26 protein-coding genes and 1 tRNA gene are annotated in these 23,110 nt (G+C 68.3%); 16 read left to right on the top strand and 11 right to left on the bottom strand.

The window, feature by feature from the left end; genetic code table 11:
- Positions 1-35: 35 nt before the first annotated feature.
- A complete protein-coding gene (gene rpmE / locus ACO2Q1_RS07870) occupies positions 36-260 on the bottom strand; it encodes a 50S ribosomal protein L31 (protein ID WP_423328946.1) in 225 nt (74 codons plus the stop codon).
- A 190-nt stretch (positions 261-450) separates the two neighbouring features.
- On the opposite strand from rpmE, the gene ACO2Q1_RS07865 reads away from it, so the two are divergent.
- Positions 451-2,298, top strand: coding sequence for an ABC transporter transmembrane domain-containing protein (locus ACO2Q1_RS07865; protein WP_423328945.1), 1,848 nt, complete (start codon positions 451-453; stop codon positions 2,296-2,298).
- On the opposite strand, the gene ACO2Q1_RS07860 is transcribed toward ACO2Q1_RS07865, so the two are convergent.
- The gene (locus ACO2Q1_RS07860; protein ID WP_423328944.1) at positions 2,280-3,350 is read right to left on the bottom strand and encodes an NAD(P)H-dependent flavin oxidoreductase; all 1,071 of its coding nucleotides are present in this window, start codon (positions 3,348-3,350) and stop codon (positions 2,280-2,282) included. The two genes, ACO2Q1_RS07865 and ACO2Q1_RS07860, sit on opposite strands and share 19 nt — an antisense overlap.
- Positions 3,351-3,473: 123 nt before the next feature.
- Between ACO2Q1_RS07860 and ACO2Q1_RS07855 the strand changes: the two genes are divergently transcribed.
- The 3 genes from ACO2Q1_RS07855 (at position 3,474) to ACO2Q1_RS07845 (ending at position 6,203) form a co-directional block, all read left to right on the top strand.
- Positions 3,474-3,830, top strand: coding sequence for a hypothetical protein (locus tag ACO2Q1_RS07855; RefSeq protein WP_423328943.1), 357 nt, complete (start codon positions 3,474-3,476; stop codon positions 3,828-3,830).
- Between the two features lie 3 nt (positions 3,831-3,833).
- Complete coding sequence (locus ACO2Q1_RS07850; RefSeq protein ID WP_423328942.1) at positions 3,834-4,541, top strand: DUF4126 domain-containing protein; 708 nt, start codon at positions 3,834-3,836, stop codon at positions 4,539-4,541.
- A 327-nt stretch (positions 4,542-4,868) separates the two neighbouring features.
- Complete coding sequence (locus ACO2Q1_RS07845; RefSeq protein ID WP_423328941.1) at positions 4,869-6,203, top strand: hemolysin family protein; 1,335 nt, start codon at positions 4,869-4,871, stop codon at positions 6,201-6,203.
- A 32-nt stretch (positions 6,204-6,235) separates the two neighbouring features.
- On the opposite strand, the gene ACO2Q1_RS07840 is transcribed toward ACO2Q1_RS07845, so the two are convergent.
- Entirely contained in the window at positions 6,236-7,747 is a 1,512-nt protein-coding gene (locus ACO2Q1_RS07840; RefSeq protein ID WP_423328940.1) for a pilus assembly protein TadG-related protein, read from the bottom strand.
- Between the two features lie 202 nt (positions 7,748-7,949).
- Between ACO2Q1_RS07840 and ACO2Q1_RS07835 the strand changes: the two genes are divergently transcribed.
- The 7 genes from ACO2Q1_RS07835 (at position 7,950) to ACO2Q1_RS07805 (ending at position 11,490) form a co-directional block, all read left to right on the top strand.
- A tRNA-Trp gene (locus ACO2Q1_RS07835) sits at positions 7,950-8,025 on the top strand.
- Between the two features lie 78 nt (positions 8,026-8,103).
- Positions 8,104-8,394, top strand: coding sequence for a preprotein translocase subunit SecE (gene secE / locus ACO2Q1_RS07830; RefSeq protein WP_423328939.1), 291 nt, complete (start codon positions 8,104-8,106; stop codon positions 8,392-8,394).
- 18 nt (positions 8,395-8,412) lie between these two features.
- Entirely contained in the window at positions 8,413-8,991 is a 579-nt protein-coding gene (gene nusG, locus ACO2Q1_RS07825) for a transcription termination/antitermination protein NusG (RefSeq protein WP_423328938.1), read from the top strand.
- A 193-nt stretch (positions 8,992-9,184) separates the two neighbouring features.
- Complete coding sequence (gene rplK / locus ACO2Q1_RS07820; protein ID WP_423328937.1) at positions 9,185-9,616, top strand: 50S ribosomal protein L11; 432 nt, start codon at positions 9,185-9,187, stop codon at positions 9,614-9,616.
- A 4-nt stretch (positions 9,617-9,620) separates the two neighbouring features.
- The gene (gene rplA, locus ACO2Q1_RS07815) at positions 9,621-10,307 is read left to right on the top strand and encodes a 50S ribosomal protein L1 (protein WP_423328936.1); all 687 of its coding nucleotides are present in this window, start codon (positions 9,621-9,623) and stop codon (positions 10,305-10,307) included.
- Between the two features lie 118 nt (positions 10,308-10,425).
- Positions 10,426-10,917, top strand: a complete 492-nt coding sequence (locus ACO2Q1_RS07810) for a DUF2059 domain-containing protein (RefSeq protein ID WP_423328935.1) — start codon at positions 10,426-10,428, stop codon at positions 10,915-10,917.
- Between the two features lie 135 nt (positions 10,918-11,052).
- Entirely contained in the window at positions 11,053-11,490 is a 438-nt protein-coding gene (locus ACO2Q1_RS07805; protein WP_423328934.1) for an NUDIX hydrolase, read from the top strand.
- An 11-nt stretch (positions 11,491-11,501) separates the two neighbouring features.
- Here ACO2Q1_RS07805 and ACO2Q1_RS07800 read toward each other — a convergent pair whose 3' ends face one another.
- The gene (locus ACO2Q1_RS07800) at positions 11,502-12,674 is read right to left on the bottom strand and encodes an aspartyl/asparaginyl beta-hydroxylase domain-containing protein (RefSeq protein ID WP_423328933.1); all 1,173 of its coding nucleotides are present in this window, start codon (positions 12,672-12,674) and stop codon (positions 11,502-11,504) included.
- Between the two features lie 456 nt (positions 12,675-13,130).
- Between ACO2Q1_RS07800 and rplJ the strand changes: the two genes are divergently transcribed.
- The 4 genes from rplJ (at position 13,131) to ACO2Q1_RS07780 (ending at position 17,430) form a co-directional block, all read left to right on the top strand.
- Positions 13,131-13,646 (top strand): 50S ribosomal protein L10, encoded by a 516-nt coding sequence (rplJ, locus tag ACO2Q1_RS07795; protein ID WP_423328932.1) that lies wholly within the window; start codon positions 13,131-13,133, stop codon positions 13,644-13,646.
- A 78-nt stretch (positions 13,647-13,724) separates the two neighbouring features.
- The gene (gene rplL, locus ACO2Q1_RS07790) at positions 13,725-14,114 is read left to right on the top strand and encodes a 50S ribosomal protein L7/L12 (protein ID WP_423328931.1); all 390 of its coding nucleotides are present in this window, start codon (positions 13,725-13,727) and stop codon (positions 14,112-14,114) included.
- A gap of 1,021 nt (positions 14,115-15,135) precedes the next feature.
- Positions 15,136-16,806, top strand: coding sequence for a lysine--tRNA ligase (locus tag ACO2Q1_RS07785; RefSeq protein ID WP_423328930.1), 1,671 nt, complete (start codon positions 15,136-15,138; stop codon positions 16,804-16,806).
- A 150-nt stretch (positions 16,807-16,956) separates the two neighbouring features.
- Positions 16,957-17,430 carry an SH3 domain-containing protein gene (locus ACO2Q1_RS07780; RefSeq protein WP_423328929.1) on the top strand — a complete coding sequence of 158 codons (474 nt, stop codon included), beginning with the start codon at positions 16,957-16,959 and terminating at the stop codon, positions 17,428-17,430.
- A 58-nt stretch (positions 17,431-17,488) separates the two neighbouring features.
- Here ACO2Q1_RS07780 and ACO2Q1_RS07775 read toward each other — a convergent pair whose 3' ends face one another.
- From ACO2Q1_RS07775 to ACO2Q1_RS07750, 6 genes are all read right to left on the bottom strand, one after another.
- Positions 17,489-18,118 (bottom strand): S24 family peptidase, encoded by a 630-nt coding sequence (locus tag ACO2Q1_RS07775; protein ID WP_423328928.1) that lies wholly within the window; start codon positions 18,116-18,118, stop codon positions 17,489-17,491.
- A gap of 57 nt (positions 18,119-18,175) precedes the next feature.
- Complete coding sequence (locus ACO2Q1_RS07770; protein WP_423328927.1) at positions 18,176-18,604, bottom strand: hypothetical protein; 429 nt, start codon at positions 18,602-18,604, stop codon at positions 18,176-18,178.
- Between the two features lie 88 nt (positions 18,605-18,692).
- Entirely contained in the window at positions 18,693-19,058 is a 366-nt protein-coding gene (locus tag ACO2Q1_RS07765; RefSeq protein WP_423328925.1) for a hypothetical protein, read from the bottom strand.
- A gap of 104 nt (positions 19,059-19,162) precedes the next feature.
- The gene (locus ACO2Q1_RS07760; protein ID WP_423328924.1) at positions 19,163-19,459 is read right to left on the bottom strand and encodes a hypothetical protein; all 297 of its coding nucleotides are present in this window, start codon (positions 19,457-19,459) and stop codon (positions 19,163-19,165) included.
- Positions 19,460-19,519: 60 nt separating this feature from the next.
- The gene (locus ACO2Q1_RS07755; RefSeq protein ID WP_423328923.1) at positions 19,520-19,918 is read right to left on the bottom strand and encodes a PaaI family thioesterase; all 399 of its coding nucleotides are present in this window, start codon (positions 19,916-19,918) and stop codon (positions 19,520-19,522) included.
- The gene (locus ACO2Q1_RS07750) at positions 19,915-20,391 is read right to left on the bottom strand and encodes a PaaI family thioesterase (protein ID WP_423328922.1); all 477 of its coding nucleotides are present in this window, start codon (positions 20,389-20,391) and stop codon (positions 19,915-19,917) included. Before ACO2Q1_RS07750 ends, ACO2Q1_RS07755 begins: the two co-directional genes overlap by 4 nt.
- Before the next feature lie 27 nt (positions 20,392-20,418).
- Here ACO2Q1_RS07750 and ACO2Q1_RS07745 point away from each other — a divergent pair, with 27 nt between their 5' ends.
- On the top strand, positions 20,419-21,501 hold the full coding sequence (locus ACO2Q1_RS07745; protein WP_423328921.1) for a ligase-associated DNA damage response exonuclease: 1,083 nt from the start codon (positions 20,419-20,421) through the stop codon (positions 21,499-21,501).
- Here the strand turns inward: ACO2Q1_RS07745 and ACO2Q1_RS07740 are convergent.
- Positions 21,481-23,001: a response regulator gene (locus ACO2Q1_RS07740; protein WP_423328920.1), complete on the bottom strand. Its 1,521-nt coding sequence runs from the start codon at positions 22,999-23,001 to the stop codon at positions 21,481-21,483. The two genes, ACO2Q1_RS07745 and ACO2Q1_RS07740, sit on opposite strands and share 21 nt — an antisense overlap.
- Positions 23,002-23,110 lie beyond the last annotated feature (109 nt).

Here is a 23,110-nt window from a genome sequence, read left to right as displayed (position 1 = left end):
GCCGCCCGAGAGGGGAGGGAGGGGCGATCCGCGGCTTACTTCTTGATGAAGCCGCCGAACTTGTTGTTGAAGCGCGAGACGCGGCCGCCGCGGTCCATCAGCTGCTGGTTGCCGCCGGTCCAGGCCGGGTGGGTCGAGGGATCGATGTCCAGGTTCAGCACGTCGCCTTCCTTGCCGTAGGTCGAGCGCGTCTTGTAGGACGAGCCGTCCGTCAGGGTGACGGTGATGAAGTGGTAGTCGGGGTGCGTGTCCGCTTTCATGGTCGTCGTCCGTCTCTGGCGCAGGTGACGATGCCGACCGTCGGGTGCGCTGTCTGTTGAGTGTCGCCAACGCTCGGCTCGTGGAGCCTTGCTGCTTGGGCGACGGAGGAATGAGAAAACCCGCCGAGGAGTCCCGGCGGGAGAGCGGCGGCGTTTACACCGTGGGGCTTTCCGGGGCAAGAGGCGCCGCATGACGCATACGCCGCTCCCCGCAGACGCCCCGCTCGCCGACGGCCGACCCAGCGCGGGCGCGGTCCTGATCGGCCAGCTGGACGAGGCCGGCCAGAAGCGCGAACGGCGCCGTGACGTGCGGCCGCTGGGCCGGCTTCTGCCCTATCTGGCCCGGCATCGGCTGACGGCGGTGTTCGCCCTGTTCTGGCTGCTGGCCTCCACGGCGGCGTCCCTGGCCCTGACGGCGACGGCGCGCGGCGCGATCGACCACGGGTTCGAGGACGGGGGGCGTCATATCAATCTGTGGTTTCTGCTGCTGGGGGCGAACGCCCTGGTGCTGGGGATCGCCACGGCCACCCGCTATTTCTACGTCACCAAGACCGGCGAGCGGATGATCGCGGACATCCGGACGGCGCTGTTCGGGCGCATCCTGGGCCTGGACACCGCCTATTTCGCGCGCATGCGGACGGGCGAGGTGCTGTCGCGCCTGACGACCGACATCGCCCTGGTGGAGACCCTGCTGACGACCTCGGTCTCGTTCGCCCTGAGGAACTTCCTGACGCTGATCGGCGGGGCGATCATGCTGTTTGTGGTCAGTCCCAAGCTGACGGGACTGGTGCTGCTGCTGGCGCCGTTGCTGATCGGGCCGATCTTTCTGATCGGGCGACGGGTGCGGAAGCTGACCGTGACCTCCCAGGACCGGTTCGCCAATGCGGTCGGATTCGCCGGGGAGAGCGTCGACGCCATCGAGACGGTCCAGGCCTTCGGCCGATCGCACAGCGCCATCACCCGGTTCGGCGCCGCCGTCGAGGCCGCCTTCGCCGCCAGTCTGACGCGGATGAAGGTGCGGGCGGGCATGACCGCCTTCGTCATCATGGTGATGTTCGGCGGGGTGACCCTGGTGCTCTGGCTGGGCGCGCAGGACGTGATCGCCGGGTCGATGAGCCCGGGCGCGCTGCTGCAGTTCGTCCTGCTGTCGGTGTTCGTGGCCGGGGCGGTGGGCGCCCTGGGCGAGAGCTGGGGCGACGTCCAGAAGGCCGCCGGCGCCATGGAGCGGATCGATGAGCTGATGAAGGCCGAGCCGGACATCGCGGCGCCGGACGCGCCCTCGGTGTTGCCGGTCCCGCCGCGCGGCGAACTGTCGATGTCGGCGGTGGACTTCGCCTATCCGGGGCGGCCGGACCTGCCGGCGCTGAAAGGCTTTTCCCTGACGGTGCGGCCGGGCGAGACGGTGGCCCTGGTGGGGCCGTCGGGCGCGGGCAAGTCGACGGTCTTCCGCCTGTTGTTGCGCTTCTACGATCCACAGGCCGGGCTGGTGTCCGTGGACGGGGTGGACGTGCGGGCGGCCGATCCGGTCGAGGTCCGCAGCCGCTTCGCCTGGGTGTCGCAGGAGGCTCCGCTGTTCTCGGGTTCGGCCGCCGACAACATCCGATTCGGGCGGGAGGACGCCTCGGATGAGGAAGTGCGCGCCGCCGCCGACGAGGCGCAGGCGCTCGGCTTCATCGAAGCCCTGCCGGAAGGGTTCGACACCCCCTTGGGAGAGCGCGGCAAGAGCCTGTCGGGCGGTCAGCGCCAGCGGGTGGCGATCGCCCGGGCCCTGGTGCGCGAGGCGCCCATCCTGTTGCTGGACGAGGCCACCAGCGCCCTGGACGCCGAGAACGAGCGGCTGGTGCAGGCTGCGCTGGACCAGGCGATGGAGAGCCGCACGACCCTGGTGATCGCCCATCGCCTGGCCACGGTTCTGCGCGCGGACCGGATCGTGGTGATGGAGGACGGGCGGGTGGCCGAGGAGGGCACCCACGCCGAGCTGATCGCCAAGGGCGGTCTGTACGCCCATCTGGCCGAGCTTCAGTTCAGGGGCGGCTGAACGTCGGCGTCCGCCAGTTCGCGAGCGAGTTGAGCGATGATCTGGGCCGCTGACCCAGCGCGCAAGCGAGGCGCGCCCTCGCCGGCCCACAGGGCGCCGTAGCCGGGTTGGCCCGCCGCGCGCGCCACGGCGTTCAGGGCCTTTCCGGTGTCATAGGTGACGGGATAATCTGGACGCGGCAGGGAGATTCCCGCGCCCCATTCGGTGAACAGGCTGCGCAGGGAGCGGGCGGGGCGGCCCGAGACGGCGTCGGTCATGACGGTGTGGCGCGCCGCGTCGCTGACCAGGGCGTCGCGGTAGGCGGCGTCCGCAGCGCTTTCGGGCGTGAGGAGGAAGGCGGTGCCGAGCTGGGCCGCCACGGCGCCGGCGTCCAGCGCCGCCCGGATGTCACGGCCGTCCATCAGCCCGCCGGCCGCGACGACGGGCAGGCCGGCGTCCCAGCTCAGGCGGCGAACCAGGGACAGGGTGTCGAGCCGCTCGTCCGGCGCGTCCGGATCGAACACGCCGCGATGGCCGCCGGCCTGATAACCCTGAGCGACGACGAGATCGACGCCGGCGTCACGAGCGGCCAGGGCCTCGGCGAGGCTGGTGGCGGTGGAGACCAGCAGGCAGCCCGCCTGCCTCAGCGCGGCGATGCGGCGGGCGTCGGGCAGGCCGAAATGAAAGCTGACGACCGGAGGCGGCTCGGCGACGAGCAAGGCCAGCATGGCGTCGTCCTCGGCGAAGCTGAGGTAGGGACTGGTCAGGGTCGCCGGCGGTTCGGCGTCGAAGGCGGCGAACAGCGGGCGCAGGGCTTCCAGCCAGGCGGATTCGCGCGTCGCGTCGCGCCGGGGAGGCGCATGGACGAACAGGTTGACGTTGAACGCCCGGCGCGTTCCGGCGCGCACCCGGGCCATCAGATCGCCGGCGGCCGCAGCGCCCACAGACCCGACGGCGATCGCGCCCAGGCCTCCGGCCTCGGACACGGCGACGGCCATGGCCGGGGTGGAGACGCCCGCCATCGGAGCCTGGAAGATGGGGTATGCGAGGCCCAGCCGGTCGATCGGTGACATCCGGCGTAGGTGGTCGCGAACACGGCGGCGCGCAACGTCGGGCGTTTTTCGCGCAGGAGGACGGTCGGCATTGACGGACGGCGGACCGCCTGCCTTCCTGTCGGCGGGGAAGGAAGTGTTCGAATGATCTCAGTCCTGGTGCTGAGCGCGCTTGCGCTTATCCAGTCGTCACAGCCGGGCGAGGCCGATCTGGGCCCGGTGTTCGGCAACACCCTGGTCTCGACCTATCCGGACGGACGCACGGCCCGGCTGTGGATGAAGTCCGGCGGGACCTATGAGGGGCGCGGCCGGAGAGGCGATCTGACGTCGGGCGTCTGGCGGGTGCACGAAGGCAAGGTCTGTTTCAGCCAGCGGCGGCCGATCCCGATGCCGGGGCGCTACTGCACGCCCATCGTGAGGGGACAGGTCGGCGCCCGGTGGACCGCGCGGGCGGTGACCGGCGAAACCATCCAGGTGCAGCTGGTGGCGGGGCAGGGCTGACGAATGGAAGGATGGGGACAGGTCTGGGACCTGGTCGGCGAAGGCGGCGCCGGCGGGTTTCTGATCGCCCTGTGCCTGGGGCTGGGGCTGGCGGCGGCGACGGGGCTGCGCGCGTTTCTGCCGCTGCTGATCGTGGCCGTGCTGGCGCGCTTCAAGCTGATGGGAGTCGATTTCGGTCCGAACTTCGCCTGGCTGGAATCGAACACGGCGCTGATCGCCCTGTCGGCGGCCGTGGTCGCCGAACTGGTGCTGGACAAGATCCCGGCCGTCGACAGCGCCGCCGATGTGGTGATGACCGCGGTCCGCCCGGCGCTGGCGGCGGTGCTGGTCATGGCGTCGTTCAGCCAGGCCGACCCGGCGGTGGCTCCGATTCTGGCCCTCATCGCCGCGCCTGTCGCCCTGATCGGCCATGGAGCCAAGGCGGTGACCCGGCCTGCGGTGACGGCGACGACCGGCGGACTGGGCAATCCGGCCGCCAGCGTCGCGGAGGACGGTTGGGCGGTGGTGCTGACGGGCCTGGCCCTGCTGGCGCCGTTGCTGGTTCCGCTGGCGATCCTGGTGTCGGTCTGGATCTTGTGGCGGGTGATGCGCGCGCTGGGCCGTCGACTGAGGTCGTTGCATCGTCGGGCGGGCGAGACCTTCTTCGGGCGTCGGACCAACGCCCTGCTGGGCGGGGAGCAGAGCCCGAGCGACGGCCGGACAGGCGCATAGCCTTCAAGGTGAGCGCCGGTCGCGCCGCGCGCGATAATGGTTGATGAAATCTTAACGTCGCGATCAAAGGGAGGCCGACCCCTGCGAGGACACGGCGACCATGCGGCGCGCTCTGCACATCGGACTGTTCATCGGCACCCTGATCGGGATGTCGGCCTGCGCCGCGCCGGAGCGTGTCGCCGGAACGCTCGCCGCCGTGCAATCGACACTCTGAGCACGGCCGAAACGCCGCATCTGAACGAATCCGTGGCGGAAACGCGGGATTTCCTTTATGGGCGTTGATGCGGACGCCGTCTGTCGCGCCGCGTCGGTCCCCCCACCCCCTAGATGTTATTGATCGCTGTCGTCGTCGTTCTGCTCCTCGTGGTGCTCAACGGCCTGTTCGCCATGACCGAATTGGCGGTCGTCTCGTCGCGCAAGTCCAAGCTGCAGAGCCGGGCGGAGAAGGGGGATCGCGGGGCCCGCAAGGCCCTGAAGCTGTCCGAGGAGCCGACCCAGTTCCTGTCTGCGGTGCAGGTCGGCATCACCCTGATCGGCATTCTGGCGGGCGCCTATGGCCAGGCCTCGATCGCGGGCGAGCTGAACCGCATGCTGGAACAGACGATTCCGGCTCTGGCGGCCTATTCCGAAGCCATCGCCACCGGGCTGGTGGTCGTGTTCATCACCTATGTCTCGCTGATCGTCGGCGAACTGGTGCCCAAGCGGATCGCCCTGATCTTCCCGGAGGCGGTCGCGTCGAAGATGGCGGGGCCGATCTCAACCCTGGCGCTGGTGATGAAGCCGTTCGTCCTGCTGCTGACAGCGTCGACGTCGGGCATCCTGAAACTTCTGGGCGTGAAGGACCGCGACGGTTCCGACGTCACCCAGGAAGAGGTCGAGACCATGATCGCCGAAGGCACGTCGGCCGGTCTGATCGAGCCCGAAGAACAGACGATGATCGAGGAGATCCTGACCCTGGGCGACCGGCCAGTGCGGGTGGCCATGACGCCGCGCCACGAGGTGTTCTGGATCGCTCTGGACGATCCCGAGGAGCTGCTGCGCGAGGAAATTCGCACCTGCCCCTATTCGCGCATCGTCGTGGCCAAGGAGAACGACGTCGATAATCCGCTGGGCGTCGTCCACAAGAAGGACCTGCTGGACAGCCTGTTGGACAACGGCGAGTTCAACGTCGAGAAGCTGGTGGCCGAGCCCGCCTTCATTCCGCAGTCGACCTCGGTGCTGAAGGCGCTGGAGATCATGAAGGGCTCAAGGGTCCACATGGCCTTCATCGTCGACGAGTTCGGCGCCTTCGAGGGCGTGATCACGGCCACCGACCTGCTGGAAATGATCGCCGGCGACTTCAACGAGGGGCATGACGAGGTCGAGCCTCATATTCGCCAGCGCGAGGACGGCACCTGGATGGTGGACGGCCAGATGGACATCGAGGAACTGGCGGACATCCTCGGCGAGGACTTCGGCGAGAAGGAAGGGTTCCACACCATCGCCGGCCTGGTCCTGCACCAGTTGTCGCGCGTGCCGGACGAGGGCGAGACCCTCCAGATCGGCAGGTTCGAGGTCGAGGTCGTCGACATGGACGATCGGCGGATCGACAAGCTGCTGTTCCGGCAGGTGGTGCGCGCTGAAGACGAGCGCGAGGCGGTGGCGGCCCAGCACGAGGACTGAGCCGCTCCGGGCCTGTCGGGCGGCCGTCCGGCCTATTTCACCAGCCGCACGGCGTTGATCGAGGCGGCGATGTCGGCGAACGACTGGACCAGGGAAGCGCTGTCGGCCGCGTCGAAATAGTGGTCGGCGTCGGTGGCGCAGTTCTGGAGCATGGTTCGGGCCGTCGCTGAATCGACCGCCAGGGCCACGGTGTAGATCTCGATGCCCTGGCTCTTGGCGTAGACGCAGATATCGGACACGTCCCTGTTCGTCTGGGTCAACTGGCTGGCTGCCGTGGTGGCGTTCGACGATAGGGCCAGATGCTGGCCGTCAGACGCCTGGAACCGCAGGGTGTTCTCGCCGTCCGTCATCAGGACCAGGATCTTGCGCGGCGCGGTGTTGCCGACGCTGTAGGCCCGGCCGTCGGTGAAGGGCGCCGTGGGCGACAGGACATTGACGCCCCAGATCAGGCCGGACGGGATGTGGGTGTTGGGCCGGTAGGAGCCGACATTGACCACCAGGGCGTCGATGGTCGAGGTGACGGTCGCCTTGGTCTCGTTGAGCGGCAGAATCGGGTTCAGGCATCGCTGGCTGGTGCCCAGGAAGCCGACATAGGGCGTTTCGGGCAGGCTGTCGTTGAGGCGCAGGCTGCCGCTGTTGCGGGAACGCACGCAGCCGTACCAGCGATAGTTGGTCGTCGTCGGATTGCCGCCGCCGGTGCAGTATTCATACGGAGCGACGGTCTGGGTCGTGCAGGTCTGTGGCGTGGTCCAGCAGGCGTACTGTTCCGGCACGCCGTCGTTGTAGCGGGTGCAGGTTCCGCGCACGCCGCCGGTGCAGACCGATCTGGTCGTGCGGGTCTCGCAAACGCGCGGGGACGGATTGCTGGTGGTGGAGTAGTCGGCGGGGACGGAGACCCATGTCTGGCCGCGATTGCCGGTGCCGACGTTGACGTATTCGGCATAGGGCACGACGCCGATCTTCACCCGGCCGTCGTCCTTGAGCATCAGGGCGTCGGTCAGGGTCCTGGCGGCGGCCTTCAATGCCTGGATGCGGGTCTGGCCGTCGCCCGCCGAATCCGACATCGACCAGGTGTTGTCCAGAACCAGGGCCAGTTCGACCGCGTCGGCCGTGCCGCGCTGGGCCACCGCCGAGACATTGACGGGCAGTTTGGACATGCCGAACAGGCCGCCGAAATAGGCGTCGATATCGCCCTTGAGGCTGACGTTCAGTTCTGTCTCGTTCTCATAGCGGACATCGACGGTGTAGCCGGTGTTGATCTGTTTAGGATCGACGTTTGCGGCGAGATAGGCGTTCACCAGTTCAGTCAGTTCGTCGATGTCGGATGTGCCTGACGCCGCGGCGGCCAGGGCGCTGGAGTCGATGGAATCCTGGGCGGCGCTGCGGGCCACCTGATGACGGGTCAGGTCGATGCCGAAGCCGACGATCAGGGCCACGACCGGGGCGGCCAGGGCGAACATCATCGCCACATTGCCGCGACGGTCTGCGCGGATGCCCGTCAGGCGCCGGATCCAGCCTGGTGCTGTGAACTGTGGAATGCGCACTGTCGCCTCGCCCCTGACCCCGAATATCGCCCGGAGGTTACGCGCCCACTGGCAAACACTACGTCAACGCGAAGCTTGGGGCCGCAGGATTGACCGGAGTTTACATTCCGGCGGACGGCGACGCGGCCTTGCCTCGGATCGGGGGGCTTGCTAAAGCCCCGCCTCTGGCGAATGCGCGGTCGTTTCGGTCGCGTGCTTGTCTAGGAGTTTAGCTCAGCTGGTAGAGCACCGGTCTCCAAAACCGGGGGTCGTGGGTTCGAGTCCCCCAACTCCTGCCATTTTTTCCCTCCCCCTGTCGCCGCCGGATGGAACACCCCATCTGGGGCGGCAGGATCAATTGTGTTGAAGAGCAGCTGATGGCCAAGGCCAAGATTCCGGGCAAGCGACCGCAGGGCGCCAAGCCCCAGGTCGCGACCGCCGGCCAGACCGTCACGGTCGAGGCCGCCGAACCCAAGAAGCGGACGTCGATCCCGCAGTTCTTCAGCCAGGTTCGCGCCGAGGCCCGCAAGATCGTGTGGCCGTCGCGCAAGGAGACCTGGATCACCTCGGTGATGGTCTTCATCATGGTGGCCATCGCCACCCTGTTTTTCTGGATCGTTGACTTCGTTCTGGCCTGGGCGTCCGGGCAGGTTCTGAGCATCGGTTAAGCCAAGGATCTCGTTCCCATGACCGACGCGGCGACCGACAAGCCGGCCTCCAATCCCCGGCACAAGTGGTACATCGTCCACGCCTATTCCAACTTCGAGAAGAAGGTGGCCCAGCACCTGCGCGACCAGGCCAAGCAGCGCGGGCTGGAAGACCAGTTCTCTGAAATCCTCGTGCCGACCGAGGACGTGGTCGAGATCCGCCGCGGCCGCAAGGTCAACTCCGAGCGCAAGTTCTTCCCCGGCTATGTGCTGGTGAAGATGGAGCTGACGGACGACGCCTATCACCTGGTCAAGGACACGCCGAAGGTGACGGGTTTCCTGGGCGCCGCCGGCGGCACCAAGCCGCTGCCGGTCTCCGAGCGTGAGGTCCAGAACATCATCGGCGCCGTGGAAGAGGGCGTCGAACGTCCCAAACCCACGATCCGCTTCGACATCGGCGAGAACGTCAAGGTCATCGACGGCCCGTTCGCCAGCTTCGACGGCCAGGTCGAGAGCGTCGACGAGGACAACGCACGCCTGCGCGTGGCCGTGTCCATCTTCGGCCGTCCGACCCCGGTCGATCTGGAGTACAGCCAGGTGGAGAAGGTCGCGGCCTGATCGCCCCGACAGACGGTTTTGCAGCGGCGGCTCCCTGGAGCCGCCGTTTGCTTTTGAACAGGCGCTCTGATACAGGCGCGCCTTCGCTCGGCGGACCTCGGTCCGTGGTGCGTCAAATCCGTGGGAGGCAGCCATGCCGCACCACGGCTCACCGGCCCGGACCGCGTGTTCGGGTCATTCACAGGAGAGACCAATGGCCAAGAAGATTCTCGGCTATATCAAGCTGCAAGTGCCGGCCGGTTCGGCCACGCCTTCGCCCCCGATCGGCCCGGCCCTGGGTCAGCGCGGCGTGAACATCATGGGCTTCTGCAAGGAGTTCAACGCGCGGACCGAAAAGGAAGCCAAGGGCACCCCGCTTCCGACCGTCATCACCGTCTATCAGGACAAGTCGTTCACCTTCGTCACCAAGACGCCACCGGCGACCTGGTACCTGAAGCAGGCCACCGGCCTGAAGTCGGGCTCCAAGCTGGTCGGCCGTGAAGTGGCCGGCAAGATCAAGGTCTCGCAGCTGCGCGAGATCGCCGAAAAGAAGATGAAGGATCTGAACGCGAACGACCTGGACGCCGCGACCAAGATCATCGAAGGCTCGGCCCGCGCGATGGGCCTCGACGTGGTGGAGGGCTAAGCACATGGCCAAGCAAACCAAGGCCCAGAAGGCCCGCACCGGCGACACCCAGGTCCTGATGTCGATCACCGACGCCGTGGAGGCCGTGAAGGCCAACGCCAAGGCCAAGTTCGACGAGTCCATCGAGATCGCCGTCAACCTGGGCGTCGATCCCCGTCACGCCGACCAGCAGGTCCGCGGCGTCGTCAACCTGCCGTCGGGCACGGGCCGCGACGTCAAGGTCGCCGTCTTCGCCAAGGACGCCAAGGCCGATGAAGCCCGCGCGGCCGGCGCCGAGCACGTCGGCGCCGAGGATCTGTACGAGAAGATCAACGGCGGCTTCATGGACTTCGACCGCGTCATCGCGTCGCCGGACATGATGGCCCTGGTCGGTCGTCTGGGTAAGGTGCTGGGTCCGCGCGGCCTGATGCCGAACCCCAAGGTCGGCACCGTGACCCCGAACGTCGCCCAGGCCGTCAAGGACGCCAAGGGCGGCGCGGTCGAGTTCCGCGTCGAGAAGGCCGGCATCGCCCACGGCGGCATCGGCAAGGCCTCGTTCGCCGTCGACGCGCTGGAAGCCAACGTCAAGGCTTACCTGGACGCCCTGAACCGCGCCAAGCCGTCGGGCGCCAAGGGCACCTACATCAAGCGCATCAGCCTGTCCTCGACGATGGGCCCGGGCTTCAAGATCGATCCGGCCACGATCGGCTGATTTTGATAAAGTTCGAGTGAGAACGGCGGCGGAGAGCGATCTCCGCCGCCGTTTTCATTTGTCCCGGGTCGCGTGATGGGGGAAGGCTGGGAGCGATTGAACCCGAAGGGCCCCGGCCATGTCTGCTCGTATTCTGCTTTCCCTCGTCGCGCTGCTGCTGGCGGTGACGACGCCGGCCGTGGCCCAGACCGGCGACATGGACCGCCGCATGGACCTGGCGCGGCGGCTGGTGCAGGTGTCGCAGGGGGCGAACCTGATGAAGCAGACCGAGGCCGCCGTCCTGGCCGGGATGGGCGATATGGAAGAGGTGCCGGAGCGGGAGCGGGCCTGGCTGCGCGACAACGCCCCCCGGATGGCGACCCGCTTCATGGAGCAGCTGATGGAGGACCTCATCCCCATCTACGCCGAGACCTTCACCCGGCAGGAGCTCGAGGCGCAGATCGCCTTCTATGAGACGCCGGAGGGCCGCTCGATCGCGTCGAAATCGATCGACCTGGGCGTGCGTCAGAGCGAGGCGATGGTCGAGGCGCAGCAGGTGTTCATGCTGGACCTGTTCAAGAAGTACTGCGCGGCCTTCAGCTGTGAGGGTCAGACGACCGCCAAGCCCTGACGGGATCGTCCTGATACGGATGGGTTGACGAGGGGGCTGCGGTCCGGCTTGAGAGGGTGGATCGAGGGCGGAAGGCGACGGAATGCGACGGGAGGCGGGAGCGACCCTGGCTGCGGCCCCCGCCGGGAGGTCGTGATGGCGTCCTCGAGGAGGTCCGGCCGTTCCGAAACGCGTCAGGTGGCGGCCCTGCCGTGGCGGCGGACCGAGGCGGGCGTGCAGGTGCTGATGATCACCTCGCGCGAGACGCGGCGCTGGGTCATTCCCAAGGGCGGGCGGATGTCGGGCAAGACCGATCCCGAAGCCGCCGCCATCGAGGCGATGGAGGAGGCCGGCGTGCAGGGCAAGGTCGGTCAGACCGCCCTCGGCGTGTTCCGCTATCAGAAGGTGTTCAGCGCGGAGGATGTGCGGCCCTATGTCGTGGCGGTCTATCCGTTGCGGGTGCTGATCCAGTTGGGTGCCTGGCCCGAGGCGCATGAGCGGGACCGGCGCTGGATGAGCCTGGAAGAGGCCGCAGCGGCCGTGCATGAGCCGGACCTGGCGGCCCTGATTCGGGCGTTTGCGCCGCGCGAATAGGACGGCTCGCGTCAGTCGGCCATGAAGCGGCGCTGGGCCTGCATCATGGCGGTGATCATGGCCTTTTCGCCCTCGGCCAGGAACGGGTTCCAGACGTCGAAGATCAGGATCACCCGCAGGGCGTCGGCGTCGTTCCAGGCCTCGTGCTCGATGGTGTCGTCGAAGACCCAGGCCTGACCCATCTTCCATTCGCGGGTGTCGTTGCCGACGCGGAAGCGGGCCGGGCCGGGCAGGATCAGCGGCAGGTGGCACAGCAGCCGCACATTGGCCGATCCGGTATGGGCGGGGATGTGGGTGTGGGGCTGGAGCGCCGAGAAGGTGACGGTCGGGGCGAAGCCCGGCTGGTCGGCCATGGGCAGGCTTTCCAGCAGGGCGGTGGTTCCGGGACAGCGGTCGCAGACTTCGGGCTGTTTGGCGCCGTCTTTCCAGAGGAAGACGGCGCTCCAGTCGTGGGAGTGATTGAGATCGCCCCACTGGTTGACCGGCGCCTCGGGCGGATAGGCGATATAGGGGGCGAAGCGGTCGAAGTCCGAGGCGATCAGAGCCTCCAGCTCGGCCCGGATCATGTCGGTTCCGGCCTCAAGCCGCTCCAGCCAGGGGAAGAGGGAGCGGTGATAGAAGGGGATGGCCGGCAGACGCGGGTAGTTGAGCAGGATGGGTTCCTGCTTCGGGGCGGGCTTGAGGCCGGCGTAGATCTCCAGCCCCTCGTCGAAGCGCTCGCGGGTGGCGGGGTCGAGGTCGGCCGAGGCCTCGGCCACCGACTGGCGCATGTGATCGCGCAGGGCCTCGGCGTGTTTGCGAACGGCTTCCGAGGCGTAGTCGATCTGGGCCAGCAGGGCCGGGGGGCAGCGGTCGCGGGTCGGCGCGATCTTCAGGGCGTTCCTGTACGGCTCGACCGCCGCCTTGGGCCGTCCGAGCTTTTCCAGCAGGGCGCCCTTGGCCAGAAGGGCGATGAAGTCATACGGCTGCATCGACAGGGCGCGGTCGACCTGCACCAGGGATCCGGCGAAATCGCCCAGCAGCCGCAGGGCCAGAGACCGATTGAGCACCGCATTGTGGGTCACGCCGAAGGCGTCGGCCCGGTCGATGAGAGCCAGGGCCTGGGCGGCGTCCTGGCGCGCCAGGGCCTGGCTGGCCTGCCTCAGAAGCTCGGCCTGTTCGCCGACAAGTTCGACCACGGTCATGCTCTCGCCGTCATCATTGACGATCTGTAATGTCGCCAGTCGCCGAACGCCGTCAATCCGGCATCGGACGAAGCGTCGCGGCTTTGTCGCCGGCGTGGCGGGGGCGCCGCAGGCGGCTTCGACGGAATGGCGGGGGGTGGTTGATTTCGTCGGACTTCGCCTGTATGAGCGCCGCTTCTTCGTCATGACCTCTCTCGATATCGGGGTCAGGGCGAGCCTGTCCGAGAACTTCGGGGCGAGGGGGCCACCTTCGCCGTAACTGTCAGAGAGCCCTCTGGCGCCGTGGGGAGATGGGGACGCGAGACATGACCGGTTCGGCCCGCCAGTCGGGACGACGGCGTCAGTCGCATCCTTCGGACAATACGACCGGCCAGAACGCCTCTCGGTGACGGGAGACGCTTCGGCCAAACGGCGTCGGGGCTGTTCCCGGCGACGAATGCTGAACGGGAGACCGCAATGGATCGCGCACAAAAGGCCGAGTCGATCGAGACGCTCAAGGGCGTGTTCGCCGACGCGGGCAGCGTGGTCGTGACCCACAACCTGGGTCTGACCGTTGCGGAAATGGAAGACCTGCGTGGCCGGCTGCGTACCGCCGGCGGCGCATTCAAGGTGGTCAAGAACCGCCTGGCGCTGAAGGCGCTCGAAGCCGAGGAAGGCTCGAAATACCACGGCCTGTTCAAGGGTCCGGTCGGTATCGCGTATGCCGAAAACCCCGGCACGGCCGCCAAGGTCGCCACGGAATTCGCCAAGGGCAACGACAAGTTCGTGATCGTCGGCGGCTTCATGGGCGAAACCGTCGTCGATCCGAAGGGCGTGGAGGCTCTCTCCAAGCTGCCGACCCTCGACGAAGTCCGCGCCTCGCTCATCGGCCTGCTCAATGCGCCCGCGACCAAGATCGCCGGCGTGCTGCAAGCGCCCGCCGGTCAGCTGGCCCGGGTGTTCAACGCCTATGCGACCAAGGAAGCGGCGTAAGCCCCCATACTTACGTTTCCGTCCTTTCCATCTCCGCAAATCTCTAAACCTACCAATCCTCCGAAGGGAAACTGACAAATGGCCGACCTGTCCAAAATCGTTGAAGACCTGTCCGCTCTGACCGTTCTCGAAGCCGCTGAACTGTCGAAGCTGCTCGAAGAGAAGTGGGGCGTCTCCGCCGCCGCTCCTGTCGCCATGGCCATGCCGGCCGGCGGCGGCGCCGCCGGCGGCGCTGCTGAAGCTGCTGAAGAGCAGACCGAGTTCACCGTCGTCCTGGTCGACGGCGGCGACAAGAAGATCAACGTCATCAAGGAAGTCCGTGGCGTGCGTTCGGACCTGGGTCTGAAGGAAGCCAAGGACCTGGTCGAAGGCGCTCCGCAGAACGTCGTCGAGAACGTCTCGAAGCAGACCGCCGACGAGATCGCCAAGAAGCTGACGGAAGCCGGCGCCAAGGTCCAGATCAAGTAAGTCTGGCCTTCGCCGCTTTCGCGAAGACAGGACGGGCCGGGGAGCGATCCCCGGCCCGTTTTGCGTTGCTGGGGCTGTGCTGAAGGCCGCCTTAAGGTGGGTCAGGCGTTGGTGCGCCATGGGCGCCGTTCCTGCCGCGCTTTCGATAAGCCCTCGGGACAGGCCCGAGGGTGACGGAATTTGGGTAAGAGTCTTCGGCTTCACGGCGGGGGCCTGAAGGGTGGGGAGGGGCGGAGCGCCGGGCCTCGCCCGGTCTGTAGGGTAGAAGTACCGTTTTCGACGAAGTCTGGTCGCTCCGCGCGAGGCCTGGACGGGAGGAGCGACGGGGGGCGCTGATTGGCGCCGGCGTCGAATAGCCCCCCGGCGGGCGGGTCGGCCGGCGCGGCCGATCCCCGGAACGGTCGGGATTTCAACTCCGACCCAGCCTCGGCTCCGAAAAGGTTCCCCTCCGCGGTCGAGGCGGCGAGGCCCGTGTGAACAGACCCCGCCCCCGCTGTCTCGCCTCCACCGCCCGCAGGTCGCCGGCCGACGGCCCTCCCGTGCGACGGAGTGGGGGTATTATGGGGCAGGTCTCACCTGCGGCCGGAAGCGGGCCGCAAGTTTCGGGGAAAGCTGAGGCATTACAGCGGGAGGGGGTGTCGAAGTGTGATGGATGACCGCCCTCTGCCAGACTCCTCCCTCTCCCGGTCGGGAGAGGGATTGAGCGCACGGCGGCGCAGCCGTCGTTCTGGCGCTCAAGGGTGAGGGGACAATCGTTGCAGTCGGCGAGAGCCGTGTCACGGTCCGTGCGCGGCTGTCGCCGATTTCGAAATCGTCCCCTCATCCGCCCCTGCGGGCACCTTCTCCCAACAGGGAGAAGGAATGTTTTATGCGACCATCTCCCGGTTGGGAGAAGGAAGGCGGTCGCGACCCTCTCCCGGTTGGAAAAGGGTGGGACGACGGCAGGGTGGTTCTGGCCGGTTGAGCGTCATAGGGATCGGCGGACGTTGACCGTTGCGCTGCAACACGCCAAACCGCCCGGATGCTGCAGAACCTTGAATCCCTGTCCCGCGAGGCCAAGTCCTGGCCGTTTGAACAAGCCCGCAACCTGTTGGCCCATGTTCTGAAGAAGCGGCTGAGCGACGCGGAGCGGGATGCGGCGAAGCTGCTGATCGACGCGGGCAAGGCCGACGAGGCCCTGGCGACGTTCGAGGCGCTGCAGAAGCCGGTGGTGCTGGAGACGGGCTATGGGCCATCGGGCCTGCCGCACATGGGCACGTTCGGCGAGGTGGCGCGCACGACCATGGTGCGCAACGCCTTTCGCGCCCTGACCGGGGATCACTGGCGCACTCGGCTGATCGCGTTCTCGGACGATATGGACGGGCTGCGGAAGGTTCCGGACGGTCTGCCGAACCCGGAGATGCTGCGCGAGGACCTGCATCTGCCGCTGACCCGGGTGCGCGATCCGTTCGGGACGCACGACAGCTTCGGCGCGCACAACAATGCGCGGCTGAGGGCGTTCCTGGACAGTTTCGGGTTCGACTATGAGTTCATGTCGTCGACCGAGACCTACAGGTCGGGCCGGTTCGACCAGACCTTGCTGACCCTGCTGGAGCGGTTCGACGCGATCCAGGCGATCATGCTGCCGACCCTGGGCGAGGAGCGGCGCGCGACCTATTCGCCCTTCCTGCCGATCAGTCCCCGGACAGGTCACGTTTTGCAGGTGCCGACGCTGGAGCGGAACGTCGAGAAGGGCACGATCGTGTTCGACGACCCGGCGGGCGGGCGCACCGAGCTGCCGGTCACGGGCGGGCATGTGAAGCTGCAGTGGAAGCCGGACTGGGCCATGCGCTGGACGGCGCTGGACGTCGACTACGAGATGTCGGGCAAGGACCTGATCGAGAGCGTGCGCGAGAGCGGCAAGATCTGTCGCGCCCTGGGCGGGGTGGCGCCCGAGGGCTTCAACTTCGAGCTGTTCCTCGACATCGAGGGCAAGAAGATCTCCAAGTCCAAGGGCAATGGCCTGACGATGGACGAGTGGCTGCGCTACGGCACGCCCGAGAGCCTGAGCTGGTACATGTACCAGTCGCCGAAGTCGGCCAAGAGCCTGCACTTCAACGTCATTCCGCGCGCGATCGACGACTATCTGAGCTTCATCGACCAGTTCCAGGGCCAGGAACCGGCCAAGCGGATCGACAACGCCGTGTGGTCGATCCATGCGGGCGATCCACCCAAGGTCGCCAGCCCGGTGTCGTTCGCCCTGCTGCTGAACCTGGTGGGGGTGGCCAACGCCTCGGACAAGGCCCAGTTGTGGGCCTATGTGGCGAAGTATCTGCCGGACGCCACGCCCGAGAGCGAGCCGACGCTGGACCGGCTGATGGGCCATGCGCTGAACTATTACGAGGACTTCGTGAAGCCGACGAAGACCTATCGCGCGCCGACAGAGCAGGAATCGACGGCGTTCCTGGACCTGGCGGCCCGGCTGAAGGCCCTGCCGGCGGACACCACGGACGGCGAGGTGATCCAGAACGCGGTCTATGCGGTGGGCAAGGATCATGAGTTCCAGCCGCTGCGGGCGTGGTTCGCGGCGCTGTACGAGGTGCTGCTGGGCGACAGCCAGGGGCCGCGGTTCGGCTCGTTCGCGGCCATCTACGGCCTGCCGCAGACGATCGAACTGATCGAGAAGGGCGCGCGGGGCGAACTGGCGGGGTGACGCCCTTTCAGTCAGGGCCGCGGGGCTCAGGTCGAGAGGCTCTGCGCACCCCGCAAACATGAACCGAAAACAACGACGCGTTCAGCGGAGCCATACGGCGCGTCGGGCATTCTTTCAGCCATCGACCAACCTCGATGACAGGAGAGAGCCATGTCGAAGAAGATGATCACCACCTCGTTCGCCGCCGCCGCCGCCCTGGCGGCCCTGGTCACCGCCGCGCCGATGAGCGCCTCGGCCCAGGCTAACGGCATCACCAACTGCGACGCCCCCGGCGGTCGCCAGCGCGCCGGCGCCCTGATCGGCGCCGTGCTGGGCGGCGTCGTGGGTTCGAACCTGGCCCGCAACGAGCGCACGGCCGGCACCATCGTCGGCGCCGGCGCCGGCGCGGCGGCCGGTTCCTACATCGGCTGTAACCAGCAGCGGGCTCGCGCGGCCAGCGTGCAGGCGGGCGGCGACTATCGCGCCCTGTCGAACCTGAACGTCCGTTCGGGCCCGGGCACCAACTATCGCGTGGTGTCGCGTCTGGACGCCGGCCAGCCCTTCAGCGCCATCGGCTCGCAGGGCGAATGGGTCCAGATCGCCGGCGGCGGCTGGGTCAGCGCCCGCTACGTCGGCGTGAACTAAGCCCGGCGCACCGCGCGCCAGTGTGTGAATGGGGCCGCTCCGGAAGGGGCGGCCCTTTTCATTGGCTAACCCAGAGGATGCGGGCCATCCAGTGCAGGTCGCGACGGTTCAGGACGCGGGGCGGATAGGCGGGGTTGATCGAGCCCAGGGTCACGGTCCGGGCCGTCAGGGACAGGATTTCCTTGGCCAGGGTCTCGCCCGCCAGGGTGCGGACCACGACCCGGTCGCCGCGCCGGACCTCGCCGGCCGCCTGATCGACGATCACGCGGTCGCCCTCGCGATAGAGGGGAACCATGGAGTCGCCCGAAATGCGCAGGCTGAACAGCGTATCGCCCGCCCGGGGCAGCTCGGTCTGTTCCCAGCCGTCGCCGGTCGGCAGGCCCGCATCGTCGAAGAAGCCGTCGAACCCGGCCTGGGCCAGGCCGAGCAGGGGCAGGGCGGCGGGCGCATCGTCCTCGGCCAGGGCGGCGAACTGGCCCAGGGACACGCCGGTGACCTCCAGAATGCGGGTCAGGCTCTCGGTCGAGGGCCAGCGCGGGCGCGGCGGATCTCCGGGGCCATGGCGTTTCGACGGATTGAAGCTGGTCGCATCCAGCCCCGCCCGGCGCGCCAGCCCCGACGGCGTCAGACCCTCGCGCCGCGCCAGATTGTCGACGGCCTTCCAGATCTTGGCGTGGGACAGGGGCAAGGGTGCGACCGGGGGCTGAGTCGGGTCAGCTTACCGTGGGTGAATAGGAATATCCACCTATTCCAGGCCAGCGGCGCGGCGTTCCTGCCAGGCCCAGAAGGTGCCGACGCCGATGGCGACGAGGACGCCGAGGCCGGCGAGGTTGATGACGGCGATGTAGCTGCCCAACTGCGGTCGGAGGTCGGTCATGGAGACGATGTGGCTGGCCACCACCAGAAGCTGGCAGGCGGCGGCCCAGGCGGGCCAGGCGGTGCGCGAGCGCCAGGTCAGGAAGATCAGGACCGCCAGCATCAGGATGTCCATGGCCATGACGCCGTACTGGGCCTGATACAGGGCGCCGCCGTTCTGGAGCAGCAGGGAGGCGAACCAGCCGAGGATATAGGCCCCGGTGCCGATGCGTTCGGTCTCGCCCCCCTTCAGGAAGGCGAACAGGCAGACAGCCACCACAAGGACGGCGCCGACCTGAGAGGTCCATGTGTCAAACATAAAAACGCCCCCCGCGTCGTTCGACGGGAGGGCAGTATGGTACAGGTCCCGGCCGAACCGAAGTCCGGCCGGGATGAAATCGGTGTAATTATACGACCTTGAGGTGTTTGGCCGCAGCCGCCTCGACCGTAGGCTTCTTCGGCGGGCCGTATTCGGCGTCGTCGGGCTTGTCCAGCGGGCCGACGTTGTAGACGCCGAAGCCGAGGCGACGGTGGTCCTTGGCCATTTCGGCGTGGCAGGCGATCATGGCTTCACGCGCGGCGCCGAGGGCGGCGACGGCTTCCATGGCCTTGGTCTGGGAGCCGGCGGCGGCCACCGGCGACAGCGACAGCTTGGCGCGGGCGCCGACGAAGGCCTGGACCAAGGTGGTGGCCTGGACGATGGCGGCGTCGATCGCCTGTTCAGAGGCGTGAAGCTCGGCGGCGACCTGGTTGATGGTCTCGATGCGGTCCATGTTCAGACATCCCTCCAAAAGAACTGAAACAGCCAATTCGTTAACACAGGTTAACGCTGTTCGGTAGGGATTTGTTAAGCCGCGCGAAAGATTTCGCCGAAGCCTTACCGCGCGCGCGAAGGGCGGGGGCCGCCGCCGATCGGGGGGCTGTCCTCGGGCTTGTCGAGAGGGCCGACGGCCAGCGGCTCCATGCCCATTTTATCCGCCAGGACGGAGAGGGCGGCCCCTGCGGCGTCGAGGCCCTCGCGGGCCTGTTCCAGCGCCAGGAGCAGGGGCGGAGCCGCGGTCGGAGCACGGCCGGCGTCGGGACAGGCGGCGGCCGATTTGGCGGTCGCGGCGTCGAGGGCCGCCCGGGCGCGGGCCAGGCCGGCGGCCACGTCATGTCCGGTGATGCGCGTCATCGTCCGCCCTCCCTCCGTCGCGCGAAGTGAGCCACGGGCGGGGGCGGCGTGCAACCGGCGTCAATCGGGATCGTCGAGCAGGAAGTTGGCGACCAGGGCGGCGATCGGCTGATCCGGGTCGCCCTGCCAGGCCTCGGCGGTGACATGGGCGACGCGACGGCCCGCGCGAAGGATGCGGGCGCGGCACCGCACCGCCTCGGGCCGGCCCGAGCGCAGATAGGAGACGGTGACGTTGATCGGGCGGGGTTGACGCAGGGCCGGAAAGGCGATGGCCGCCTGGGCCGTGGCGGTGAGCTCCAGCAGGGCGGCGGTTGAACCGCCGTGCAGGGCCGGGAGCATCGGGTTGCCGATCAGGCGTTCGGCGAAGGGCATGACCACGGTCAGGTCGTCGCCGCTGCGTTCGATCTCCAGACCGAGGAAGCGGGCGTAGGGGATGCGGGACAAGAGGGCGTCGGTCATGCGGCGTCTCCGCGACGCGAGCGGAGATTGGCGCCGAAGCGCGACGAGGCGTCGGCGGTGAGGACATAGGCCGCCTGGGACGCCGCGACCGGGTCGTCGGCCGTGTCCTCGAAGGCCCAGCCCCGGACGAAGGCGACGTTGCGGGTCAGGCGATAGCACTCCGCCTCGGCGATCAGGGCGGCGTGGGGGCGGGCGGCGCGCATGTAGTCGACCCGCAGGTCGAGGGTGGCGATGGTCTCGAACCGGCCGAGCGCGACCCAGGTGGCGAGGCCGCCGACGTGGTCGAGCATGGTGGAGACCAGGCCCCCGGCGAGCACCCCGGTGTCGGGATCGCCGACCAGATCCTCGCGCCAGGGCGCCCGCAGCCGCACCCGGCCGTCCTGCACGCCGTCGAAGGCCAGGCCCAGCGCCGCCATGTGGGGCACGCCGGTCGCCAGTTGCGGCAGCATCTGGTTCAGGAACATATCGCTCATTCGACCGTCCTTATCCTGCCGTCAGGCGTGTGCAAGAGCGACGAAGGGGAGGCGACGATTCGTTTCGAGGACCTGCTGCATCCGACGCCGAAGGGGCTGTACTGCCCGCCGGGCGACTTCTTCGTCGATCCGACCCGGCCGGTGGCGCGGGCGGTCATCACCCACGGCCATGCGGACCATGCACGGTCGGGCCACGATGCGGTGCTGGCGACGCCCGAGACCCTGGCGATCATGGGGGAGCGGTACGGGCAGGACTTCTGTCGGACGCGCCAGGCGGCGCCCTATGGGCAGGCGGCGGAGATCGGCGGGGTTGCGGTCACCCTGGTTCCGGCCGGCCATGTGCTGGGATCGGCCCAGGCGCTGATCGCATGGCGGGGGCTGAGGATCGTGGTGTCCGGCGATTACAAGCGTCGGCGCGATCCGACCTGCGCGCCGTTCGAGACGACGCCGTGCGACGTCTTCATTTCCGAGGCGACCTTCGGTCTGCCGGTGTTCACCCATCCGCCGGACGGGGAGGAGATCAGCCGCCTGATCGCGTCCGTCGGCCGGTTTCCGGAGCGGGCCCATTTGGTCGGCGCCTACGCCCTTGGCAAGGCGCAGCGAGTGATCCGGTTGCTGCGCGAGGCCGGATGGGACCGGCCGATCTATGTTCATGGGGCGCTGGAGCGGCTGAACGCCCTGTATGCGGCCCATGGCGTCGATCTGGGGCCGCTGAGGCCGGCGACGGCGGCGGCGGACGGGGCGGCCGGGGAGATCGTGCTGGCGCCGCCGTCGGCGACGCAGGATCGCTGGTCGCGTCGGTTCGCCGACCCGGTGACGGCCTTCGCCTCGGGCTGGATGGGGGTGCGCGCGCGGGCGCGGCAGCGCGGGGTCGAGTTGCCGCTGGTGATTTCGGACCACGCCGACTGGCCCGAGCTGACGGCCACGTTCACGGAACTGAGGCCCCGGGAGGCGTGGATCACCCACGGCCGCGAAGAGGGCCTGTTGCGGTGGTGCGAACTGAACGACCAGCCGGCGCGGGCGCTGCGGCTGGTCGGCTATGACGAGGAAGACGACGTCGCGGAGGAGGAGGCCGCGGACGGGGGAACGTCAGGCGCTGCGGCGTCCTGAGGTCTCGACCGGGTCGGCTTCGGGTTCGGCGGCGAGGGCGGCGTTCATGGCCATGCGCAGCCGCTCGGGCTTGATCGGCTTTTCCACCACGGCGGCCATGCCGCTGGCCATATAGGCGGCGGCGTCGGCCGGATCGGCGTTGGCGGTCAGGGCGATGATCGGCGTGAACCGTTCCGGGCCGTCGAGGGCGCGAATGGCGCGGGTGGCCTGGACGCCGTCCATGCGCGGCATCTTGATGTCCATGAGGACCAGATCGAAGGGGCGCGCCCGGACGGCCTCCAGGGCCTCGACGCCGTCCTCGGCGGTTTCGCAGCTGCAGCCGAACATTTCGACCAGGGCCTGGGCGACGACGCGGTTGGTGGCGTTGTCATCGACGATGAGGACGTGCGGGGCGGCGCCGAGCTCGAGATCGACCAGGCTTTCGACGTTGCTGGCCGGAGCCTCGACCGGGATGCTGAGCGGCGCCTCCAGTTCGAAGGTGACGGTCGAGCCGCGACCGGCGTTGTTCTCGGCGCGAAGCCGTCCGCCGAGGCGATCCGCCAGCCGGCGGGAAACCGCACCGGCGAGGTCGTCGCCGAACAGATCGGAAGCGCCCGGATCGGAGCGGACGGCGTCGTCGCGCACCTGGGCCGAGACATGGACTTCCTGGCCCATGGCCTGGGCCTTGAGCCGGACCTCGACCATGCCCTCGCGGGCGTAGCGCGCCGCCGATCCGATCAGATTGTCGAAAAGGCGATGCAGACGCGCGGCGTCGAGATCGGCCGACAGTTCGGTGTCGCCCTCATAGCCCACCAGCAGCGTCACCCCGTCGCCGGCGGTGCGCGCGGTCCAGCGCGCCTCGACGTCGTCCATCAGGCCCCGCAGCGGGGTGGGGACAGCGGTGGATGCGGAAGGCGTAGCGGGGGCGGAGAGCTCGGCCACGTCGCCGACCACGTCGCCGAGTTCGCGGGCCTGGTCCCCGATCGCGCGGATCTGCTCCAGCACCTCTCCGGCCTCGACCTGGCGCTCCAGGAGTTCGACGGCGGCGGTCAGGCCCTGGACCGGGGCGCGGAAGGCCTGATGAATCTGTCGGGCGAGACCGGCGGTCTCGGACGCATCGGCGGCCTGGGTCGGCGCGGCGGAAGCTTCGGCGCGGAGAGCGCGCAGCAGGCTGGAGGCCGTTCCGACACCCACATAGCGCCCGCGACGGGTCACGACAAAGCCGCGCGTCACGGCGGCGTCCCCGCCCTGGAGCAGGATGTCGCACAGGGGTTCGATCGCGGCGTCGGCCTCGACGACCACGGGCTCGGGATCCATCAGCTGTTCAGCGGTGAGCGGCGCCGCCGGCGTCACGGCCAGGCGCATCAGAAGCGCGCCGCGCTCGATGAGGCCGACCAGCCGCTGGCCGTCCAGCACGGGAATGAGGTGCAGATCCGGCGCCGATTCCAGCCGCGCGAGCAGCTCCGCCACCGGGGTTTCCCGGGTGACCGGTGTCACCTTGTCTGCGTACGCTTCAACCATCGGCATCCTGGCCGTACCCCCACACCACACGTCCAAGATAGAAAGCGAGGTTTGCGGAACCGTTAAAAATCCCCCGTTTTCGGCAATCGGTCGCGCGCGCTGTCCGGCG

The organism is Brevundimonas sp. VNH65 (genome assembly GCF_049445955.1).
Lineage (GTDB): Bacteria > Pseudomonadota > Alphaproteobacteria > Caulobacterales > Caulobacteraceae > Brevundimonas.
This window is presented reverse-complemented; position numbering and strand designations above follow the sequence as displayed.

Coding starts and splice junctions, on each gene's coding strand:
- rpmE (WP_423328946.1), bottom strand. CDS start 260: ATGAAAGCGGACACGCACCCCGACTACCACTTCATCACCGTCACCCTG.
- ACO2Q1_RS07865 (WP_423328945.1), top strand. CDS start 451: ATGACGCATACGCCGCTCCCCGCAGACGCCCCGCTCGCCGACGGCCGA.
- ACO2Q1_RS07860 (WP_423328944.1), bottom strand. CDS start 3,350: ATGTCACCGATCGACCGGCTGGGCCTCGCATACCCCATCTTCCAGGCT.
- ACO2Q1_RS07855 (WP_423328943.1), top strand. CDS start 3,474: ATGATCTCAGTCCTGGTGCTGAGCGCGCTTGCGCTTATCCAGTCGTCA.
- ACO2Q1_RS07850 (WP_423328942.1), top strand. CDS start 3,834: ATGGAAGGATGGGGACAGGTCTGGGACCTGGTCGGCGAAGGCGGCGCC.
- ACO2Q1_RS07845 (WP_423328941.1), top strand. CDS start 4,869: ATGTTATTGATCGCTGTCGTCGTCGTTCTGCTCCTCGTGGTGCTCAAC.
- secE (WP_423328939.1), top strand. CDS start 8,104: ATGGCCAAGGCCAAGATTCCGGGCAAGCGACCGCAGGGCGCCAAGCCC.
- nusG (WP_423328938.1), top strand. CDS start 8,413: ATGACCGACGCGGCGACCGACAAGCCGGCCTCCAATCCCCGGCACAAG.
- rplK (WP_423328937.1), top strand. CDS start 9,185: ATGGCCAAGAAGATTCTCGGCTATATCAAGCTGCAAGTGCCGGCCGGT.
- rplA (WP_423328936.1), top strand. CDS start 9,621: ATGGCCAAGCAAACCAAGGCCCAGAAGGCCCGCACCGGCGACACCCAG.
- ACO2Q1_RS07810 (WP_423328935.1), top strand. CDS start 10,426: ATGTCTGCTCGTATTCTGCTTTCCCTCGTCGCGCTGCTGCTGGCGGTG.
- ACO2Q1_RS07805 (WP_423328934.1), top strand. CDS start 11,053: ATGGCGTCCTCGAGGAGGTCCGGCCGTTCCGAAACGCGTCAGGTGGCG.
- ACO2Q1_RS07800 (WP_423328933.1), bottom strand. CDS start 12,674: ATGACCGTGGTCGAACTTGTCGGCGAACAGGCCGAGCTTCTGAGGCAG.
- rplJ (WP_423328932.1), top strand. CDS start 13,131: ATGGATCGCGCACAAAAGGCCGAGTCGATCGAGACGCTCAAGGGCGTG.
- rplL (WP_423328931.1), top strand. CDS start 13,725: ATGGCCGACCTGTCCAAAATCGTTGAAGACCTGTCCGCTCTGACCGTT.
- ACO2Q1_RS07785 (WP_423328930.1), top strand. CDS start 15,136: ATGCTGCAGAACCTTGAATCCCTGTCCCGCGAGGCCAAGTCCTGGCCG.
- ACO2Q1_RS07780 (WP_423328929.1), top strand. CDS start 16,957: ATGTCGAAGAAGATGATCACCACCTCGTTCGCCGCCGCCGCCGCCCTG.
- ACO2Q1_RS07770 (WP_423328927.1), bottom strand. CDS start 18,604: ATGTTTGACACATGGACCTCTCAGGTCGGCGCCGTCCTTGTGGTGGCT.
- ACO2Q1_RS07765 (WP_423328925.1), bottom strand. CDS start 19,058: ATGGACCGCATCGAGACCATCAACCAGGTCGCCGCCGAGCTTCACGCC.
- ACO2Q1_RS07760 (WP_423328924.1), bottom strand. CDS start 19,459: ATGACGCGCATCACCGGACATGACGTGGCCGCCGGCCTGGCCCGCGCC.
- ACO2Q1_RS07755 (WP_423328923.1), bottom strand. CDS start 19,918: ATGACCGACGCCCTCTTGTCCCGCATCCCCTACGCCCGCTTCCTCGGT.
- ACO2Q1_RS07750 (WP_423328922.1), bottom strand. CDS start 20,391: ATGAGCGATATGTTCCTGAACCAGATGCTGCCGCAACTGGCGACCGGC.
- ACO2Q1_RS07740 (WP_423328920.1), bottom strand. CDS start 23,001: ATGGTTGAAGCGTACGCAGACAAGGTGACACCGGTCACCCGGGAAACC.